The sequence below is a fragment of the Nocardioides sambongensis genome, assembly GCF_006494815.1.
Classification (GTDB): domain Bacteria; phylum Actinomycetota; class Actinomycetes; order Propionibacteriales; family Nocardioidaceae; genus Nocardioides; species Nocardioides sambongensis.
In genome coordinates, this window is sequence record NZ_CP041091.1 from 383621 (window position 1) to 403145 (window position 19525).

Consider the following 19525-nt stretch of genomic DNA (forward strand, 5'->3'; position numbering starts at 1 on the left):
ACCCTCCCCGCGGCACGGAAGGAACGGTTGCGATGACCTGGTTCGACGAGTCCCGGCTCGACGACGAGTCGGCCCTCGGCGCCGCGGACCTGCGGCTGCGCACCCTGGCCGAGTCCGGCTCCCGGGTACGACGCGAGGTCGGCGCCGCCACCGAGGCGATCGCGGAGGCGGTGGCCCGTGCCAGCGACTCCCGGCCGCGGGCGGTGATCGCGGCCGGCCCGGACTCGCGGCTGCTCCGTGCCGTGCTGGAGCCGGTGTGCCCGGTGCCGTTCGTGGCGTGGCCCAACCCGGGGCTGCCCGGCTGGGCCGGCAGCCTCGACCTGGTCGTCGTACTGGCTCCGGAGGGCGGGGACGAGGGCGCCTCCTCGGCGGTCGCCGAGGCGGCCCGGCGCGGGTGCCAGCTGGTGGTGGCCACGCCGGCGTCCTCCCGGGTCGCCGAGCACGCCGGGTCCCGGTGGACCACCATCCTGCCGACCCAGACCGGCGACCAGCTGGCCACGGCGGTGGCGATGCTCTCCTTCCTGCACCAGGTCGCCCTCGGCCCGGTGGCCAGCCCGGACGCGGTGGCGGAGGCGCTGGACGAGGTGGCGATGTCCTGCGCGCCGCGCCGCGACATCTCGATCAATCCCGGCAAGATGTTGGCGATCGCGCTGGCCGACGCCGACCCGCTGGTGTGGGGCGGCTCGGTGCTGGCGGCCCGGGCGGCGCGCCGGGTGGCCGAGTCCATCCGCCGCTCCTCGGGGCGGGCGGCGCTGGCCGGGGATGCGGAGCACCTGCTGCCGGTGATCGAGGCGGCCCGGGCACACGACCTCTTCGACGACCCGTTCGCCGACGTGGGCGACTCCGACGGCAAGCGGCGTCCGGCGCTCCTCGTGCTCGACGACGGTGCCGAGGACCCGATGGCCCAGGCCCAGCGCACGCGGCTGGAGTCGGCCGCGGCGGAGCGGCAGGTGCGGGTGGAGACGGTGACCGCCGAGGCCGACGGCGACGTCGCCCGCTATGCGTCGCTGCTGCTGCAGGGCACCTACGCGGCGGAGTACCTGCGTCTGGGGCTGGTGGCGGGGTGAGCGCCTGCTGCGGCCCCGGCCGCGACGCCGCGGAGGGCCCCGGGACTCCCGACGACCCGGCGGTGCTGCCGGTCCCGGGGGTGCCGGTTCGATCCGCCGGGCCGCACCCGACCCCCGAGCTGGTGCCGATCCCCCCGCAGCGCTTCACCATGGGCACCGACGACCCGCGCGGTTACCAGGCCGACGGCGAGGGGCCGGCCCACCCGGTCGAGCTGGACGGCTTCGAGCTGGCGGTGCACACGGTCACGAACGCACAGTTCGCGGCGTTCGTCGCGGCCACCGGCCACGTGACCACGGCCGAGCAGTTCGGCAACTCGTTCGTCTTCGCCGGGCTGCTGCCCGACGACGCGCCGCCCACCCAGGCGGTCGCCGCGGCGCCGTGGTGGCGGCTCGTCGAGGGGGCCTCGTGGCGTGCGCCGGAGGGGCCCTGGAGCGACGTCGAGGCACGCCCGGACCATCCGGTGGTCCAGGTCAGCTGGCTGGACGCCCAGGCCTACTGCGCCTGGAGCGGCACTCGGCTGCCGACGGAGGCGGAGTGGGAGTGCGCCGCCCGCGGGGGCCTGGCCGAGCAGCACTACCCGTGGGGTGCCGAGCGGGAGCCGGGGGCGAGCACCGGATGAACGTCTTCCAGGGCACGTTCCCGGGCCGGGACACCGGTGACGACGGGTTCGTCGGCACCTGCCCGGTGGGCAGCTACCGGCCGAACGGCTACGGCCTCCACGAGATGACCGGCAACGTGTGGGAGTGGTGCGCGGACTGGTTCCACCCCGGCTACTACCGGGCCTCGCCGGTCAGCGCGCCCGGCGGGCCGGGCACAGGCCAGGCCCGGGTGATGCGGGGCGGGTCCTACCTCTGCCACGACAGCTACTGCTGGCGCTACCGGGTGGACGCCCGCAGCTCCAACACCCCCGACAGCACCACCGGCAACCTCGGCTTCCGGGTCGCCCGCGACGCCGCGCCCACCACGGCTTCCTGAAAGGCGCTCTCAGGAACGACCGGTAGACCGGAGTGATGCCCGGAGAGCGAACCGAGAGGCGGCCGGCGTCGACGCCGACCACGCCGCGCGACCCCTGGTGGGACAACGCGAAGATGGCCCTGGTCACCCTGGTGGTGATCGGGCACGCGTGGACCCTGCTGCCCGTGCGACCCGAGGTCGAGGGCCACCTCTACGACTTCCTCTACCTCTGGCACATGCCGGCCTTCGTCTTCGTCACCGGCTATCTCTCCCGCGGGTTCGGCTACAGCGGAGAGCGGATGTGGCAGCTGGTCCGCACCGTCGCGGTCCCGTACGTGATCTTCGAGTGCCTGATGGCGCTGTTCCGGGTCTACGTCGGCGGCGAGCAGCTCGAGGATCTCTTCGCCGACCCGCACTGGCCGTTGTGGTACCTCGCGGCCCTCTTCTTCTGGCGGCTGCTCACCCCGGTGTTCCGCCCGATGACCGGCGGCCTGGTCGTCGCGGTCGCGATCAGCCTCGCCGCGGGGCTGTGGGCGGGGGACACCCTCGACATGGCGCGGGTGCTGGGCATGCTGCCGTTCTTCGTCCTCGGCCTGAAGGCGACGCCGGCACGGTTGGAGTGGCTGCGCGGCCGGGTCCCGGCGATGGCCGCGGTCGCGGTGTTCGTGGGCTTCTGGTTCTTCACCGCGAACCTGGACCGGTGGGCGGCGACCGAGTGGCTCTACTACCGCGCCCAGTACGGCGAGCTCGACGTCACCACGTCCGAGGCGCTGCTGACCCGCGCGACCCTGCTGGGGCTCGGCATGCTCGGCGGGTTCGCGTTCCTGGCGCTGGTGCCGCGTCGTACCGGGTGGTTCACGCAGATGGGTCGCTGGACCCTGATCGTCTACCTTTTCCACGGCTTCGTGGTGAAGGGCCTGCTCTACGCGGGCTTCCCGACCTGGGCGGCCGAGCACGAGAACCTGGCCCTGGCGCTGACCACGCTCGGGGCGGCCGGCCTCGCCCTGCTGCTGGCGTGGACGCCGCTCGCGCGCCGCCTGCAGCACCTGGTGGACCCGCTGGGCACCGCCGAGGAGCGGGTACGCCACGCGGTGCGTCTGCACCGCACCACCGCGCGCGGGGAGCTCGCCGACGTCGCGCCGGCGGCGGAGCCGGAGCGGGACGGGGAGGCTCGGGCCGAGGCGGTCTCCGCCCGGTAACCTTCGCGCATGGCCACCCCACCGCGTTCTGCGCTCGCCCCGCTGCGGTCCTTCCGCGCGCCACGCGTCGGGGGCGCCCGATGAGCGCTGGTCTCTTCGGGCTGCTGGACGACGTCGCCGCGATCGCCAAGCTGGCCGCGGCCTCCGTCGACGACGTCGGCGCGGCGGCCGGCCGGGCGTCGGCGAAGGCGGCGGGCGTCGTCATCGACGACACCGCGGTGACCCCGCAGTACGTCCAGGGCGTCGCCGCCGAGCGGGAGCTGCCGATCATCAAGCAGATCGCCATCGGGTCGGTCCGCAACAAGCTGCTGATCATCCTCCCGGTCGCGCTGCTGCTCAACGCACTGCTGCCCGACGCGCTCCCGATCATCCTGATGGCCGGCGGCACCTACCTCGCCTTCGAGGGCGCGGAGAAGATCTGGGCGAAGGTCTCCGGGCACGGCCACGGCGACGAGCCCGCCGTGGAACGGGGGCCCGAGGCGGAGAAGTCGATGATCTCCGGTGCCGTTCGCACCGACCTGATCCTCTCCGCCGAGATCATGGTGATCGCGCTGAACACCGTCGCCGACGAGTCCTTCTGGGCCCAGCTGGCGATCATGGTCGTGGTCGCGCTGGTGATCACCGCCGTGGTCTATGGCGTGGTCGCCCTGATCGTGAAGATGGACGACGCCGGGCTGGCGCTGGCGCAGCGCGACTCCCCGCTCTCCCAGCGGGTCGGCCGCGGCATGGTCGCCGGCATGCCGAAGCTGCTCGCCGCGATCACCGTGATCGGCACCGTGGCGATGCTCTGGGTGGGCGGTCACATCCTGCTGGTCAACCTCGACGAGGTCGGCTGGTGGACGGCGCCGTACGAGGCGGTGCACCACCTCTCCGAGCAGGTCCACGACGCGGTCCACGTGGCGGTGCTGGGGCCGGCCCTCGCCTGGACGGTGGAGACGGCCGCCTCGGCCCTGGTCGGCCTGCTGGTCGGCGCCGTGGTGGCCACCGTGGTGCACTTCGTGCCCAAGCGCGGCGGGCACGGCTCCGGTGACCAGCAGGACGCGGCGGCCGACGCCCCGGGCGCGCCGCAGGGCTCCTGAGCGACGCCCCGGCTACAGTGGCCGACCGGCGCAGCGGCGCCGGCGTGAGCGGACAGACCAGAGGCACCAGGTGGAACCGGAGGAGCAGCAGGTGAGCACGGGGGAGCGGGGCGCGTCCCGCACGGTCCTGACCTACGGCACCTTCGACCTTTTCCACATCGGTCACCTGCGGCTGATCGAGCGCCTCGCCAGGCTCGGCGACCGGCTCATCGTCGGGGTCTCCACCGACGAGTTCAACGCCGGCAAGGGCAAGCGCTCGGTGGTCTCCTACGAGGACCGGGCCGCGATCGTCGGCGCGATCCGGGGTGTCGACCTGGTGGTGCCCGAGGAGTCCTGGGAACAGAAGGCCGACGACATCCGCGAGTACGGCGTCGACCTGTTCGTGATGGGCGACGACTGGCGCGGCAAGTTCGACCACCTCGAGGAGCACTGCGAGGTGATGTACCTGCCTCGGACGGTCGGAGTCTCCAGCACCGAGATCAAGCAGATGCTGACCGCGCTGGACCCGGTGCACCTCGACGAGCTGCAGAGCGCCGTCACCGTGCTCACCAAGCTGCTCACGCACTATCGCGACCTGAGCTGATCCACCGCCGCTCGCCCGCCACCGGGATTGAGCGACGCCCCCGCCGCGCTTGTAGTGTGGGCCGGGTCATGCGCGGGAGATCCCGAAGGAGCGCAGATGCGCCGCAGGACACCGTTCACGAGTCTCGAGGACGACACATTCATGGACCACTCCATTGCTGACCTGAGCCTGGCCGAGTACGGCCGCAAGGAGCTCACCCTCGCCGAGCACGAGATGCCCGGCCTGATGGCGCTGCGCGAGCGGTACGGCGACACCAAGCCGCTGACCGGCGCCCGGATCGCCGGCTCGCTGCACATGACCATCCAGACCGGTGTGCTGATCGAGACGCTGGTCGCCCTCGGCGCCGACGTGCGCTGGGCCTCCTGCAACATCTTCTCCACCCAGGACCACGCGGCCGCCGCGATCGTGGTCGGCCGCGACGGCACCGTCGACGCCCCCGCCGGCACGCCGGTCTTCGCCTGGAAGGGCGAGACCCTGGCCGAGTACTGGGACCTGGCGGAGAAGGTCTTCGACTTCACCGACGAGGCCGGCAACCCGGTCGGCCCCAACATGCTGCTCGACGACGGCGGCGACATCACCCTGCTCGTGCACAAGGGTGTCGAGTTCGAGAAGGCCGGCGCGGTGCCCGGCCGGGACTCCACCGACAACGAGGAGTACAAGGAGGTGCTGCGCGTCCTGGCCCGCTCGCTGGACGACGACCCGACGCGCTGGACCAACATCGCCAGCGGCATCAAGGGCGTCTCGGAGGAGACCACCACCGGTGTGCTGCGCCTCTACGACCGCTTCAAGGAGGGCTCGCTGCTCTTCCCGGCGATCAACGTCAACGACTCGGTCACCAAGTCCAAGTTCGACAACAAGTACGGCTGCCGGCACAGCCTGATCGACGGCATCAACCGCGCCACCGACGTGATGATCGGCGGCAAGGTCGCCGTCGTCTGCGGCTACGGCGACGTCGGCAAGGGCTGCGCGGAGTCGCTGCGGGCCAGGGCGCCCGGGTCATCGTCACCGAGATCGACCCGATCTGCGCGCTGCAGGCCGCGATGGACGGCTTCGAGGTCCGCCGCCTGGAGTCGGTCGTGGAGACCGCGGACATCTTCATCACCACCACCGGCAACTTCGACATCATCCGGGTCGAGCACTTCGAGAAGATGAAGAACCAGGCCATCGTCGGCAACATCGGCCACTTCGACAACGAGATCAACATGGCCGGGCTGGCCAAGATCCCCGGCATCGTCAAGGACGAGATCAAGCCCCAGGTCCACCAGTGGATCTTTGCCGATGGGAAGAAGGTCATCGTGCTCTCCGAGGGGCGCCTGCTGAACCTCGGCAACGCCACCGGCCATCCCTCGTTCGTGATGTCGAACTCCTTCACCAACCAGGTGCTGGCCCAGATCGAGCTCTTCACCAAGCCCGAGGAGTACCCGGTCGGCGTCTACGTGCTGCCCAAGCACCTCGACGAGGAGGTCGCCCGCCTCCACCTCGACGCGCTCGGCGTCGAGCTGACCACGCTGTCCCAGGAGCAGGCCGACTACCTCGGCGTCCCGGTCGAGGGTCCGTTCAAGTCCGACCACTACCGATACTGAGTTGGATGGGCCGAGCGTGTCGGCGCTTCGCTTGACACGCTGCCGGCCGCGCAGTTGACGTTGGCAGGCCGTCGGGTTTCCTGGCGGCCTGCGGCGTCTGCGCGCGAGGAAGCTTCTCGGCTCGCTCCGGTCGCTCGTTCCTCGCTTCCTGCGTTCGCCTCGGCGCGTTCCTCGCGGTGGCAGACGGGGTGGGGTTGGATGGGCCGAGCGTGTCGGCGCTTCGCTTGACACGCTGCCGGCCGCTCGGTCGACGTTGGCAGGCCGTCGGGTTTCCTGGCGGCCTGCGGCGTCTGCGCGCGAGGAAGCTTCTCGGCTCGCTCCGGTCGCTCGTTCCTCGCTTCCTGCGTTCGCCTCGGCGCGTTCCTCGCGGTGGCAGACGGGTGGGGGTTGGGGGCGCGAGCGATGTCGCTCAGTTCGCTCGCGGTTGAGGTCTGCGGGCCGGGGTGATCCCTGCGGCCGGGGAGTGTGGGCCGGGGGAAGGGGGCACTGCACTCTCACACCGGAGGGTCGCGACGCAAGGAACACCCCGCCGATGACCGGTGTGACGTGCGTCCTTTGGCAAGATGGTGGGCATGAGCCAACCCGCCGCTGCCACCTTCCCGACCAAGGGTCGGGTGCTGGTGGTCGACGACGACGCGCCGCTGGCCGAGATGCTCGGCATCGTGCTGCGCCAGGAGGGGTTCGACTCGCGGGTCTGCGCACGCGGTGATCTGGCCCTCGCGGAGTTCCGCGACTACCGGCCCGACCTGGTGCTGCTGGACCTGATGCTGCCCGGGCGGGACGGGATCGACGTGTGCAAGGAGATCCGGGCCGAGTCCGGCGTACCGATCGTGATGCTGACGGCGAAGAGCGACACCGTCGACGTGGTGGTCGGGCTGGAGTCCGGCGCGGACGACTACGTGGTCAAGCCGTTCAAGCCGAAGGAGCTGATCGCGCGGATCCGGGCCCGCGTGCGTCGTACCGACGCGGTCGCGGCGGAGAGCCTCACCCTCAAGGACCTGGTCATCGACGTCGCCGGGCACTCGGTGACCCGCAACGGCTCCGAGATCGCGCTGACGCCCCTGGAGTTCGACCTGCTGCTCTGCCTGGCCCGCCGGCCCTGGCAGGTGTTCACCCGCCAGGTCCTCCTCGAGGAGGTGTGGGGCTACCAGCACGCCGCCGACACCCGGCTGGTCAACGTGCACGTCCAGCGACTGCGGTCGAAGGTCGAGCACGATCCGGAGCACCCGGAGATCGTGCTGACCGTCCGCGGTGTCGGCTACAAGGCCGGCTCGGGCTAGCGGTGCTCAGCCGGGCCGGCGACGATCCGGGCAGCAACGCCCCACGTGCGGTACGACGCGCCCCCGGATGGGATCGCGCGCGGTCGCCACGCTGCGCCGCGGCCTGACGTTCTGGCGACGCTCGGTCCAGGCCCGGGTCGTCGTGACCACCATGCTGCTCTCCACGCTGGCGGTCGGCGCGGTCGGCTGGTTCCTGCTGCAGCAGGTGCGCGACGGGCTGCTCGAGCACCGCGTCGACGTCGTCCTCGGCGAGGTCGACGCGGAGACCGCCGATGCCGAGGACCGGCTCAACGCGGCGTCCGGGACCGAGGTCAACGTCTCCCGCCAGCAGCGCGACCTGGTCGACCCGATCGTGGAGCGTGGAGCCAGCCGGGGCTACTACGTGGCCCTCGGGGGACCGGTCGGTGACGGACTCGACCTCGCCGAGGGCGGCACGCTCTACAGCAGCGGGCTCGACCTGGACAGCATCCCCTCCGACCTCGAGGCCCACTTCGACGCCGTCAACCAGGACACCGCCTGGACCTACACCACGATCGAGCGCCTCGACAGCGAGGGCGAGCGGCACGTGGAGCCCGGCATCGCCGTGGGCTCCCAGGTGCAGCTGCCCTCCGACGGCCAGACCTACACGCTGTACTACCTCTTCCCGCTCGAGGAGGAGGAGGAGGACACCCTCGGCCTGGTCACCCGGGCCCTGCTGACCGCGGCCGGAGTGATGATCCTGCTCGTCGGCGGCATCACCTGGCTGGTCACCCGGCAGGTCGTGACGCCGGTCCGGATGGCGCGCAAGGTCGCCGAGCGGCTGGCCGCCGGCCGACTCCAGGAGCGGCTGCGGGTCACCGGCGAGGACGACCTTGCCCGCCTGGCCTACTCGTTCAACCAGATGGCCACCAACCTGCAGCGGCAGATCCGCCAGCTCGAGGAGCTCAGCTGGGTGCAGCGACGGTTCGTCTCCGACGTCTCCCACGAGCTGCGCACGCCCCTGACCACGGTCCGGATGGCCGGCGACGTGCTGCACGACGCCCGCGACGGCTTCGACGTGACCACCGCCCGTGCGGCCGAGCTGCTCCAGGACGAGCTCGACCGGTTCGAGAGCCTGCTGGTGGACCTGCTCGAGATCAGCAGGTTCGACGCCGGCGCCGCCATGCTGGAGACCGAGGACGCCAACCTCGTCGACCTCGCCCACCGCGTGGCCGACGCGTGCCGGCCGCTGGCCGAGAGCCGCGGCCTGCGGGTCGAGGTGGAGGCGCCGGACGGCGCGGTCCGGGCCGAGGTCGACGTACGACGGGTGGAGCGGATCCTGCGCAACCTGGTGACCAACGCGATCGACCACGCCGAGCCCGACGACGCCGACCACCCGGTCCGGGTCGCCCTGGTCGGTGACGAGCATGCCGCGGCGGTGACCGTGCGTGACTACGGCGTCGGCTTCGCACCGGGGGACGCGGCGATGGTGTTCAACCGGTTCTGGCGCTCCGACCCCGCCCGCGCCCGGACCAGCGGCGGCACCGGCCTCGGACTGGCCATCTCCTTGGAGGACGCCCACCTGCACGGCGGCTGGCTGCAGGCCTGGGGCCGACCGGGAGCCGGGGCACAGTTCCGCCTCACCGTCCCCCGGACCGCCGGCGGCCTGCTCACCTACTCCCCGCTCGGGCTCACCCCCGACGACGCACCGCCGCTGCCGGAGGGGGAGCCGACCGAGGCCTCGTCGCTGACCGCGGACGAGGCACTCCTGCTCGCCCCGCCGACCTGGGAGAGGAGGCCGCGCGATGACGATGACGCGACCTGACCGGCGACCCGATCGGCGTACCGGCCCGCAGGGGGCCCGGGGACGAGGACGCCTCCGGCGACTGCTGGCGCTCGGCGGCCTGGTCCTCGCCCTCGGTCTCGCCGGCTGCGTAGGGCTGCCCGAGGACGGGCCGATCGTGACCGAGGACGCCGACGTCGAGCAGGACACCCAGCAGGCACTGGACATCGACGCCCGCCCGCCGGTCGAGGGTGCCTCACGGCTCCAGGTGGTGACCGGGTTCCTCGACGCGATGACCGCGTGGCCGATCCAGACCTCCGTCGCCAAGGAGTACCTGACCGCGGACGCCGCCGACGTGTGGAGCCCGGAGACCTCGACGGTGGTCTACTCCGACGCCCAGCCACCGCAGCAGGCCGGCGTCGAGGTGACCGTCGAGCTGACCGGGGCCGACCTGATCGACGAGGTCGGCTCGTGGCGTGGCGCCCTTCCCCGGCGGGACCAGACCCTGCGCTTCCCGATGGCGATCGAGGACGGCGAGTTCCGGATCGCCGCGCCGCCCGACGCCCTCGTGGTCCCGGCCGGCTGGTTCCAGCAGCGGTTCCAGCAGGTGTCCCTCTATTACTTCACGCCCAACGCCCAGACCCTGGTCCCCGAGCCGGTCTTCCTGCCGCAGGGGGACCAGTTGGCGACCAGCCTGGTCAGCGCTCTGCTGAGCGGACCGCCCGCGGGGCTGCGCGACGTGGTGCGCAGCTTCATGCCGGAAGACGTCTCGATCGGTCTCTCGGTCCCCGTCTCGGAGTCCGGGGTGGCCGAGATCAACATGATCGGCGAGGCCCCCCGGCCCTCCACCGCGGAGGCCGAGCTGATGGTCGCGCAGATGGCCTGGACGCTGCGCCAGGCCCCGGACATCACTGCGTTCCGGATCCGGATGGACGGTGAGGACATCCGGGTGCCGGGCGGAGCCACCCTGCACTCGGTGCAGGCCGGGGCCCGCTTCGACCCGAAGGGCGCGGGTATCTCCACGGCGCTCTACGGCCTGCACCGCGGCCGCGTGGTCACCGGTGCCCCCGCGGACCTCGGCCCCGTCGACGGCCCGTTCGGGACGGGGCGCTACCAGATGCGCTCGGTCGGGGTCGCGCCGGACGGCAGCCAGGCCATCGGCATCACCGGCGACGGTACGACGGCGCTGCGCAGCAGCATCGTCGCCTCCGACACCGGCGAGCCTGCCGACGTCGACGAGGTGCTGACCGGGGTCGATCTCGCCCGACCGACCTGGGACGTGGCCGGCGGCGTGTGGCTGCTGGACCGCCGCCCCGGCGGCGCGGTGCTCTGGCGGGTGTGGAACGGCCGCACGGAGCAGGTACGGATCCCGGGGATGACCGGGCGCGACGTCAGCCAGATCCTGGCGTCGCGGGACGGCACCCGGCTCATCGCCGTCGTACGTCGACCGAGCGGAGGTGACGCGATCCTGAGCGTCCGGATCGTGCTCGGTGCCGGTGGTGCGGCCCAGCGCGCGTTGCAGTCCACGACGATCGACCCCGGGATCGCCGGTCGTCGCATCGTCTCCATCGCCTGGAGCACCCGGAACCGGATCGCCGGACTCGTCCCCGCCCGCCCCGGCAGCCTCTTCGAGGTCGACATCGTCCCGTCCGACGGCGCCGAGGTCGGCGTGGACACCCTCTCCACGATCGTCAGCGGCCGGGTGCTCGGGCTGGCCGGTCCGGTCGACGAGAACCAGCCCACCTTCGCCGTGCTCGCCGACAGCCTCGTCGACGTCCGCACCCGCGGCACCGACGCGCTCAACATCCCGGTGACCCAGCTCGGGTACGCCGGCTGACCTGGAGCCGGCGAGGACGCTGCGGCAGGCGCGCCCGGAACCCTCCCGGAGGCTGGGGAGGAGCGCGGTGCTCCCCAGAGCGCCATCGGCGGCCGGCGGTGCCCCGGGGCACCGGGGTGCACTGGTCCCATGCCGCTCGCGCCGCCGCCCCGACCCGCTCTCGTCGACGCCTGGAGCGACCTGCTGCTCGGCTCCGCCTGCGTCGGCTGCGCCGCACCGGGCCGCACCCTGTGCCGGGCCTGTCGGTGCACCCTGCCCGAGGCGGCCGAGCCGGCGTGGCCCAGCCCGACCCCGGCCGGTCTGGTCACGCCCTGGGCGGCCGGTGCCTACGGGGACCTGCTGCGGTCGATGCTGCTGGCCCACAAGGAGGAGCAGGTGGTCGCCCTGTGCCGCCCGCTGAGCCTGCTGCTGACCGTGTCGGTGCTGGCCTCCACCGCCGACGTCGGAGACGCGGACCCGGTGCTCCTGGTCCCGGTGCCGTCGCGTCCCGCGGTGATCCGGGCGCGCGGCTACGACCCGATCACCCGGATGGTGCGTGGGGTGGTCGGCCGGCTCCGCGCGCAGGGCCGGCCGGCTCACCTGGCACCCCTGCTCCGCTCCCGTCCGGGGGTGGCCGACCAGGCCGGGCTGGGGGCACGGGAGCGCAGCGCGAACCTCGCCGGGTCGATGGCCTGCACCGCTCGCCTGCGCCGCCTCCCGGTCCGCGCCGGACGCGCGGTGATCTGCGACGACGTGCTCACCACCGGTGCGACGGCCCGCGAGGCGCAGCGGGCACTCGAGGCCAGCGGGGTCGCCGTGCACGCCGTCGCCGTCGTCGCCGCCACCCGGCGCCGCCGTCCCCGCGGGCCGGGCGACAGCGGTCGCACCGGGCAGTTGCCTGAGAGCCCGCCATGAAGGTGACCTGGATGTGGCCAGAGCCTTTCGTCGCGGCGTGCCACGGACTAACGTCTGTGCATGGAGTCCGTTCGGGTCCGTGGTTGCGCCACTCCGGTGCGCGGAGAGCCGCGGTCGGAGCGGTTAGCCGATGCCAGTCGCAGGCGAAACGGTCCACGTAAGCCGCTGCCGAACCCCGGTTCGGTCGCGGTGATCACGGTGCGGCTTAGTCGTAAGCCCTGCCTCGGAACGGCCGTCAGATACGGCCGCCTCCGGGAGAAGGGCAGTAGTGGCAACAAGCTGCGAACCCCTCAGCAGGCGGGTGTGGGGGAGAAGACCAGGTCGGCCGAACGGACTCCACCCCCTGCGCCGCCCTGCGGCGCGTCGCCGCCGTCGGCCTCGGCCGACGACCGCTCCGCTCTCCCGGTCGCGCCGCGACCATCGAGCTCCCCGATGTCGCGCACCGAGACGTGCGCGTCGAAGTAAGCCCATCAACCCAACACATGGAGGTCACTGATGGACGTTGTGGTCACCGGACGGCACTGCGAGATCTCGGAGCGCTTCCGCGAACATGCCGCTGAGAAGCTGGCAAAGCTCGAGAAGCACGATCACCGGATCATGCGCGTGCACGTCGAGGTCGAGTGCGAGTCGAACCCGCGACAACACGATCGCGCGGTACGGATGGAGCTGACCGCCTACTCCAAGGGCCCGGTGATCCGGGCCGAGGCCGCCGCCGACGACAAGATGGCCGCGCTCGACCTCGCCCTGGACAAGATGGCCGCGCAGATGCGTCGGGCCGCCGATCGCCGTCGGATCCACCGCGGTCGCAAGGGGCCCGTCTCGATGGGGCAGACGCTCTCCCCGGACCGGGTCGAAGAGCTGGTCAACTCCTCCGGCGCGCAGGAGACCGTCGCGGTGGAGGAGCGCCAGGTCGGCCCGATCACGGTCACCGGGGACGGCCCGCTCGTGGTCCGGGAGAAGACCCACACCGCCAGCGCGATGACGCTCGACCAGGCCCTCTACGAGATGGAGCTCGTCGGCCACGACTTCTACCTGTTCGTGGACAAGGAGAGTGAGCGCCCGGCGGTGGTCTACCGTCGCCGCGGCTACGACTACGGAGTGATCTCGCTCGACCTCGGCACCGGGGAGGGCTGAGCTTGGATTCACCGATTCTCGGCTGCTGCGCGCCCCCATCCGGGCGCCCTGGCCGCGTCACCGACGCTCGACGGGCATCCAGCCCGCCTTCGCGCCGGATTCCTTGCCAGCGCACCCGTCTGGTGACGCTCGCTACGCCGACCATCGGTGAATCCAAGCTGAGCCTGGATGCTCCGCCGCCGGAGGGACGTGCCATGATGCCGGGGTGACGAACGGCACCCCTCCGGCAGGCGGCGGTCCGGTCACCTCACCGGGTGAGCCGGTCCGAGTCCTGGTCGTGGACGACCAGGAGCTCTTCCGCCGAGGACTGACGATGCTGCTGGGCATCGAGCCCGGCATCCAGGTGGTCGGCGAGGCAGACGACGGCGTTCGCGGTGTGGAGCTCGCCGTCAGCACCGTCCCCGACGTGGTGCTGCTCGACGTGCGGATGCCCAAGCAGTCCGGCATCGAGTCCTGCCTGAAGATCAAGGAGGCCGTGCCGACCACCAAGATCGTGATGCTGACCGTCTCCGACGAGGAGAGCGACCTCTACGAGGCGGTCAAGAGCGGCGCCTCCGGCTACCTGCTCAAGGACTCCTCGATCGAGGAGGTCGCGCAGGGGATCCGGGTGGTCGCCGACGGCCAGTCCCTGATCAGCCCGTCGATGGCGGCCAAGCTGATCACCGAGTTCAAGACCATGTCCGAGCCGGAGCAGGTCCATGCACCCGCGCTCAAGCTGACCGAGCGCGAGCTGGAGGTGCTCCGGCTGGTGGCGAAGGGGATGAGCAACCGGGAGGTCGCCCACCACCTCGCGATCAGCGAGAACACGGTGAAGAACCACGTGCGCAACATGCTGGAGAAGCTGCAGCTGCACTCGCGGATGGAGGCCGTCATGTACGCCGTCCGCGCCAAGCTGGTCGAGATCGACTGACCGGGCTCCACCGCCGCCCACCGTCGGTGCGGCTTCCTAGGCTGGGAGCCGTGCAGTCGCTCTCGCTCGCCCAGGCCCGCCGCATCGCCCTCGCCGCGCAGGGTTTCGCCGACGCGCCGCACGCGGCGCCGACGATGCGGACGCTGGACCGCGCGCTGACCCGCACCGGGGTGCTGCAGGTCGACAGTGTCAACGTGCTGCAGCGCGCCCACTACATGCCGCTCTACGCCCGGATGGGTCCCTACGCCCCGGACCTGCTGCGACGCGCGGCGCAGCGGCGTCCCCGCCGGCTGGTGGAGTACTGGGCCCACGTCCAGGCACTGATGCCGGTCGAGCTGTGGCCGGTGATGCGGTTCCGGATGGAGCGCTACCGGGAGCAGAACTACGGCTGGTGGCGCGACGTCGACCACCGCCTCAAGGAAGAGCTCTTCGCGGTCATCGCGGACCGGGGCGGGCTGCCCGCCAGCGCCCTCGACGACGGCGCGCCGCGCAGCCGCGACCACTGGGGCTGGAACTGGTCGGCCGCCCGCAAGGCGCTGGACATCCTCTACCGCACCGGCGACCTCGCCATCGCCGGCCGGACCTCCCAGTTCGAGGTGATCTACGACCTCCCCGAGCGGGTGATCCCGGCCGAGCACCTCGCGGCGGCGCCGCTGACCGCCGAGCAGGCGCACGTCGAGCTGATCCGCCGGGCCGCGCGCAGCCACGGCGTCGCCGGGGTCAAGGAGCTGGCCGACTACTACCGGATGCGCGTCGACGAGTCCGCGGTGGCGGTCCGGACGCTGGTCGACTCCGGTGAGCTGCAGCCGGTCGAGGTGCAGGGCTGGAGGCGGCCGGCGTACCTGCACGCCGACGCGCGACTGCCCCGCCGGATCGGCGCGCGGACGCTGCTCAGCCCGTTCGACCCGGTGGTCTGGGAGCGGTCCCGGACCGAGGCCCTCTTCGACTTCCACTACCGGATCGAGATCTACGTGCCCGCCCCGCAGCGGGTGCACGGCTACTACGTGCTCCCCTTCCTGCTCGGGGACCGCATCGTCGGTCGGGTGGACCTGAAGGCCGACCGGGCCACCGGCCGGCTGCTGGTCCCCGCCGCCTTCGCGGAGCCGGGCGCCCCCGAGACGACTCCCGCGGAGCTCGCCGCGGAGCTCCGCCGGTTGGCGGGATGGCTGGGCCTGTCCCAGATCGTCGTCGGCGCCCGTGGCGACCTCGCGCCGGCGCTGGCCGCCGAGGTCGCCACGCAGTCGCACACCGCGCCGGTCAGCGCATCCGCAGCGCCCTGAGCAGCTTCAGCGGTGGCCGGAAACCGGCATCGGAGACCGGGCCGTGGCGGGCCACTGGTGCCGGCAGGACGCACGCCGAGGTGGAGCCGGTGGTTCCAGGGCGAAACCGTCATCCGTACAGCTCGTCCAGCACGTCGGCGTACTTGCGGTGCACCACCCGGCGCTTGAGCTTGAGAGTCGGGGTGAGCTCCTCGGACTCCGCGGTCCACTCGACGGGCAGCAGCCGGAAGGACTTCACCTGCTCCGGGCGGGAGAGCCGCTCGTTGGCCGCGTCCACCGCCTGCTGCGCCATGGCGAGCATGGCGGGGTGCTGGGCAAGCGCGGTCAGGTCGCTGGCCGTGTCGGCGTCCACCCCCGCCCGGCCGGCCACCAGGGGAGCGATCTCCGGGTCCAGGGTCAGCACGGCCACCACGTAGGGCCGTCCTTCGCCGTAGACCAGCGCGTGGCCGATGATCGGCGACTCCTTGAGCCGGTTCTCGATGTTGGACGGGGCGATGTTCTTGCCCGAAGAGGTGATGATCATCTCCTTCTTGCGGTCGACCACCTTGACGAAGCCGTCCTCGTCGATCTCCCCGATGTCACCGGTGTGCACCCAGCGGTCCGCGTCGATCAGCGCGCGGGTGGCGTCCTCCTGGCGGTAGTAGCCGTCCGAGGTCACCGGGCCCCGGGCCAGGATCTCCCCGTCCTCGGCCAGCGTGACCTCGATCCCGGGAAGGGCGCGGCCCACGGTGCCGAGCCGGAACTGGTCGGGCCCGCACGCGGTCACCGCGGCGCAGGTCTCGGTCATCCCGTACACGTCGTAGATGCGCATCCCGAGGCCGGCGAAGAACCGGGCCACCTCCAGCGGCATGGGGGCGGCGGCGGAGGCCGCCCACTCGCACCGGTCCAGACCCAAGAGCGCGCGCAGGAAGCCGAGGAGAGCACCGTCGACCGCCTCGAACCGCGCGGTCAGCTCGGCCGAGGGGGTCTCGCCGTACTGCTGCGCCTCGACGTACTCCAGGCCGACCGCCATCGTCTGCTCCACCTGGGCCCGCTTCTCCGGGTCGGTCTCGGCGGCCAGCTTGGCCGAGACGCCCGTCTTGATCTTCTCCCAGACCCGGGGGACCCCGAAGAACCGTGTCGGACGGACCTCGCCCAGCGCGCCCAGCAGCAGCGACGGGTCCGCGATCAGGTGGATCTCGGCGCCGTGGATCTGCGGGATGTACATGCCTAGCGTCCGCTCGGCGATGTGCGCGAAGGGGAGGTAGGAGATGAAGACGTTGTCCTGGCCGGGGGAGGCGACCCGCAGCGAGCACATGCACTCGTAGAGCACCGCGTGGTGACTGAGCACCACGCCCTTCGGGTTCCCGGTGGTGCCGGAGGTGTAGAGGATCGTCAGCGGATCGGTCGGGGTGATCGCCGCGATCCGCTGCGGCACCGCCTCCGGATCGGCGGCGCGGTGCTCGGCTCCGCCGGCCAGGAACTCCTCCCAGCCGACGAACCGGCTGTCGCCGGCCGGTACCGGGGCGTCGATCAGCACCACCGTCCGGATGCTCGTCGAGTCGGCGAGCGCCGTGGTCCAGCGAGCCAGGTGGTCCTCGGTCTCGAGCACCACGACGGTCGGCTCGGCGTGGCCCGCGACGAAGGCGACCTGCTCCGCGGAGAGGGTGTTGTAGACCGACATGGAGACCGCGCCGGCGTTCATCGCGGCGAGGTCGGCGACCACGTGCTCGATCCGGTTGCTCGCCATGATGGCGACCCGGTCGCCGGCGTTGACGCCCGCCGCCACGAGAGCGGCGGCCCCGTCGTGGGCGCGCTCGCCGAGCTCGGACCAGGTGATCGTGCGCCACCCGGGCGCATAGCCCCCGGGTGGCACGTCGATCCCGATCTTGTCGGAGTAGGCGGGGCTGTCGCCGCGGTCGGCGACGGTCCGCGCGAAGGCCGCCGGCATGGTCAGTCCGGCGATGCTCTGCTCGATCTCGTCACGCAGCTCGAGGGTGTCGGTCATCGTGGTTCCTCTCAGGTGATGGGGGTCTTCGGGAGGTAGGTGGGGTCAGCCCTGGTCCGGCACGTTCCGGGAGCCACGGGCCTGGGTGCCGCTCGGCGGGTCGGTCGGCGTTGGCTCCAGGTCCTCCAGGACGGTCAAGGCCGCTTCCACCTCGATCGAGAGCGCCCGCAGGTCCAGCTCAGCGCCTGTGCGCCGGCCAGGACCGAAGGCAGTGTCCGGGTGCCGTCTGCAGTCACGCGGCGACTCTCCCTTCGGGGCAGGTCCGGGTTGGTGCGCTCGGACGCATCCGGCAAGCAGTTGGTGACAGTGAAACTGTCACAATGGAACTGTCTACATGGATGTGACCTACGTCAACCCTCCGGTGCGAAGTGCGGTCGAACAGGCTGGGAAGTGACGTTGCGTCGCTTTCGATGACAGCCGTACTGTGACAGTCATGAGCGCAGTTCCGCGGATCGATCCGGAGGGCGAGGCTCCTCGGGACGGTGCGGAGGAGCCCGCCGAGGCGTACTCGATGAGCATCGACGACCTCTCCGCGGCGGCCGGGCTCACCGTCCGGACCGCGCGCTACTACGCGAGTCTCGGGCTGATACCGCCGCCGCAGCGGCGCGGCCGGATGGCCTGGTACGGCCGCGACCACCTGGCGCGGCTGGAGATGATCCGCGCACTCCAGGAGCACGGCTTCACGCTCCAGGCGATCGAGGGCTATCTGACCTCCCTGCCGGCCGGTGCGCGGATGGAGGACCTGGCGGTGCAGCGGGCCATGCTCACCTCCTGGACCCTGGGCGGACCGGAGAACCTGACCCGCCGCCAGCTCGAGCAGCACTCCGGACGCCGTTTCACCGACGAGGAGCTCGCCCTCGCCGAGGAGCTGGGGATGATCCGGCGAACCGAGAGCGATCGCGGTCCGCGACTCACCCCCGTCCACGGCTTCGACGTGACGGTCAAGCTGCTCGACCTCGGCATCCCGGTGGCCGGTGTGCGCGCGGCCAACGACGCGATCGTGCGCCACATGGAGGCGCTGGCCGAGGAGCTCACCGACGTGCTGCGCGAGGACGTGATCGGCCCGCTGCGTGCCCACGAGTTGTCCCGCGACCAGGCGGAGAAGGTCGAGCAGGACCTCTCCGTACTGCGACAGCTGACCCTGGACGCGATCGTCAGCGCGTTCCAGCGCTCGGCCAACGACGTCATCGCCCGGTCGCTGCGGCGACGGTGAGGCCGGCGGATGCTGCTGGCGGTCGGGCGGTCGGGCGGTCGGGCGGTCGGGCGGATGCGGTGGCGGGCGTCGTACCGGATAGCCTCGGAGGGTGAGCCAACGCACTCTGGTCCTGCTCAAGCCCGATGCCGTCCGCCGCGGACTCGTCGGCGAGGTGCTGTCCCGGTTCGAGGCCAAGGGTCTGAGCCTGGTCGCCATGGAACTGCGCACCATCGACGCGGCGCAGGCCGACGCCCACTACGCCGAGCACGTGGAGCGGGACTTCTACCCGCCGCTGCGGGCGTTCGTGACCAGCGGTCCGATGGTCGCACTGGTGGTGGAGGGCGACGAGGCGATCGAGGTGGTCCGTGCGCTCAACGGCGCCACCGACGGCCGGAAGGCCGCGCCCGGGACCATCCGAGGCGATCTCTCGCTGTCCAACCGCGAGAACCTGGTGCACGGGTCGGACTCCCCGGAGTCCGCGGAGCGCGAGATCGCGCTCTGGTTCCCGAACCTCTGACGCCACTCCAGCCCCACGTGCTGGAACCTGTCGGCTGAAACCCGCACGACACGCCGATGCGCCTCGGCGTGTCGTGCGGGTTTCACCGGTCGACCGGTGAAACCCGCACCCTTTCGACCTGACAAAACACCACTCCAGTCACACACGTCACACCGCCACCACCCGAAAGCGACCCCGACGCTCGGGCGTGTCTGCGCTGCGCGGCGCACAGATTTTCCTACCCTCGCAACCGGAGGCCGTCGGATCGCACGCACGCTCGGCCTCTCCGACCGCCCTGACCCGGT

At 71.9% G+C, this 19525-nt stretch carries 16 protein-coding genes and 1 pseudogene; 16 read left to right on the plus strand and 1 reads right to left on the minus strand.

Annotated elements, in window-relative coordinates:
* Positions 1 to 32: 32 nt before the first annotated feature.
* The 14 genes and pseudogenes from FIV43_RS01805 (at position 33) to FIV43_RS01865 (ending at position 15542) form a co-directional block, all read left to right on the plus strand.
* The gene (locus tag FIV43_RS01805; RefSeq protein WP_141012745.1) at positions 33 to 1067 is read left to right on the plus strand and encodes an SIS domain-containing protein; all 1035 of its coding nucleotides are present in this window, start codon (positions 33 to 35) and stop codon (positions 1065 to 1067) included.
* Positions 1064 to 1687: an SUMF1/EgtB/PvdO family nonheme iron enzyme gene (locus FIV43_RS23035; protein ID WP_269204055.1), complete on the plus strand. Its 624-nt coding sequence runs from the start codon at positions 1064 to 1066 to the stop codon at positions 1685 to 1687. Before FIV43_RS01805 ends, FIV43_RS23035 begins: the two co-directional genes overlap by 4 nt.
* Positions 1684 to 2043: a formylglycine-generating enzyme family protein gene (locus tag FIV43_RS23040; protein WP_269204056.1), complete on the plus strand. Its 360-nt coding sequence runs from the start codon at positions 1684 to 1686 to the stop codon at positions 2041 to 2043. The genes FIV43_RS23035 and FIV43_RS23040 overlap by 4 nt, the downstream gene beginning before the upstream one ends.
* Positions 2044 to 2078: 35 nt before the next feature.
* Positions 2079 to 3221: an acyltransferase family protein gene (locus FIV43_RS01815; protein ID WP_141012746.1), complete on the plus strand. Its 1143-nt coding sequence runs from the start codon at positions 2079 to 2081 to the stop codon at positions 3219 to 3221.
* 80 nt (positions 3222 to 3301) lie between these two features.
* The gene (locus FIV43_RS01820; protein ID WP_141012747.1) at positions 3302 to 4300 is read left to right on the plus strand and encodes a DUF808 domain-containing protein; all 999 of its coding nucleotides are present in this window, start codon (positions 3302 to 3304) and stop codon (positions 4298 to 4300) included.
* Positions 4301 to 4391: 91 nt separating this feature from the next.
* Positions 4392 to 4883, plus strand: a complete 492-nt coding sequence (tagD, locus tag FIV43_RS01825; RefSeq protein ID WP_141012748.1) for a glycerol-3-phosphate cytidylyltransferase — start codon at positions 4392 to 4394, stop codon at positions 4881 to 4883.
* A gap of 141 nt (positions 4884 to 5024) precedes the next feature.
* Positions 5025 to 6466, plus strand: a pseudogene (gene ahcY, locus FIV43_RS01830) (adenosylhomocysteinase).
* Positions 6467 to 7029: 563 nt separating this feature from the next.
* A complete protein-coding gene (gene mtrA, locus FIV43_RS01835) occupies positions 7030 to 7746 on the plus strand; it encodes an MtrAB system response regulator MtrA (RefSeq protein ID WP_456237752.1) in 717 nt (238 codons plus the stop codon).
* Between the two features lie 67 nt (positions 7747 to 7813).
* Positions 7814 to 9529, plus strand: coding sequence for an MtrAB system histidine kinase MtrB (mtrB, locus tag FIV43_RS01840; protein WP_141012750.1), 1716 nt, complete (start codon positions 7814 to 7816; stop codon positions 9527 to 9529).
* Entirely contained in the window at positions 9510 to 11324 is a 1815-nt protein-coding gene (locus tag FIV43_RS01845; protein WP_141012751.1) for an LpqB family beta-propeller domain-containing protein, read from the plus strand. Before mtrB ends, FIV43_RS01845 begins: the two co-directional genes overlap by 20 nt.
* A gap of 129 nt (positions 11325 to 11453) precedes the next feature.
* On the plus strand, positions 11454 to 12218 hold the full coding sequence (locus FIV43_RS01850) for a ComF family protein (protein WP_141012752.1): 765 nt from the start codon (positions 11454 to 11456) through the stop codon (positions 12216 to 12218).
* Positions 12219 to 12713: 495 nt separating this feature from the next.
* Positions 12714 to 13352, plus strand: a complete 639-nt coding sequence (hpf, locus tag FIV43_RS01855; RefSeq protein WP_141012753.1) for a ribosome hibernation-promoting factor, HPF/YfiA family — start codon at positions 12714 to 12716, stop codon at positions 13350 to 13352.
* A gap of 205 nt (positions 13353 to 13557) precedes the next feature.
* Positions 13558 to 14262, plus strand: a complete 705-nt coding sequence (locus FIV43_RS01860; RefSeq protein WP_231123622.1) for a response regulator — start codon at positions 13558 to 13560, stop codon at positions 14260 to 14262.
* Between the two features lie 50 nt (positions 14263 to 14312).
* A complete protein-coding gene (locus tag FIV43_RS01865) occupies positions 14313 to 15542 on the plus strand; it encodes a winged helix-turn-helix domain-containing protein (RefSeq protein ID WP_181407646.1) in 1230 nt (409 codons plus the stop codon).
* 109 nt (positions 15543 to 15651) lie between these two features.
* Here FIV43_RS01865 and FIV43_RS01870 read toward each other — a convergent pair whose 3' ends face one another.
* Complete coding sequence (locus tag FIV43_RS01870; protein WP_141012754.1) at positions 15652 to 17529, minus strand: AMP-dependent synthetase/ligase; 1878 nt, start codon at positions 17527 to 17529, stop codon at positions 15652 to 15654.
* Positions 17530 to 17962: 433 nt separating this feature from the next.
* Between FIV43_RS01870 and FIV43_RS20755 the strand changes: the two genes are divergently transcribed.
* Together FIV43_RS20755 and ndk are read left to right on the plus strand one after the other, a co-directional pair.
* Complete coding sequence (locus FIV43_RS20755) at positions 17963 to 18742, plus strand: MerR family transcriptional regulator (RefSeq protein ID WP_196780943.1); 780 nt, start codon at positions 17963 to 17965, stop codon at positions 18740 to 18742.
* Between the two features lie 91 nt (positions 18743 to 18833).
* Positions 18834 to 19241, plus strand: a complete 408-nt coding sequence (gene ndk, locus FIV43_RS01880) for a nucleoside-diphosphate kinase (protein ID WP_141012755.1) — start codon at positions 18834 to 18836, stop codon at positions 19239 to 19241.
* Positions 19242 to 19525: the final 284 nt, after the last annotated feature.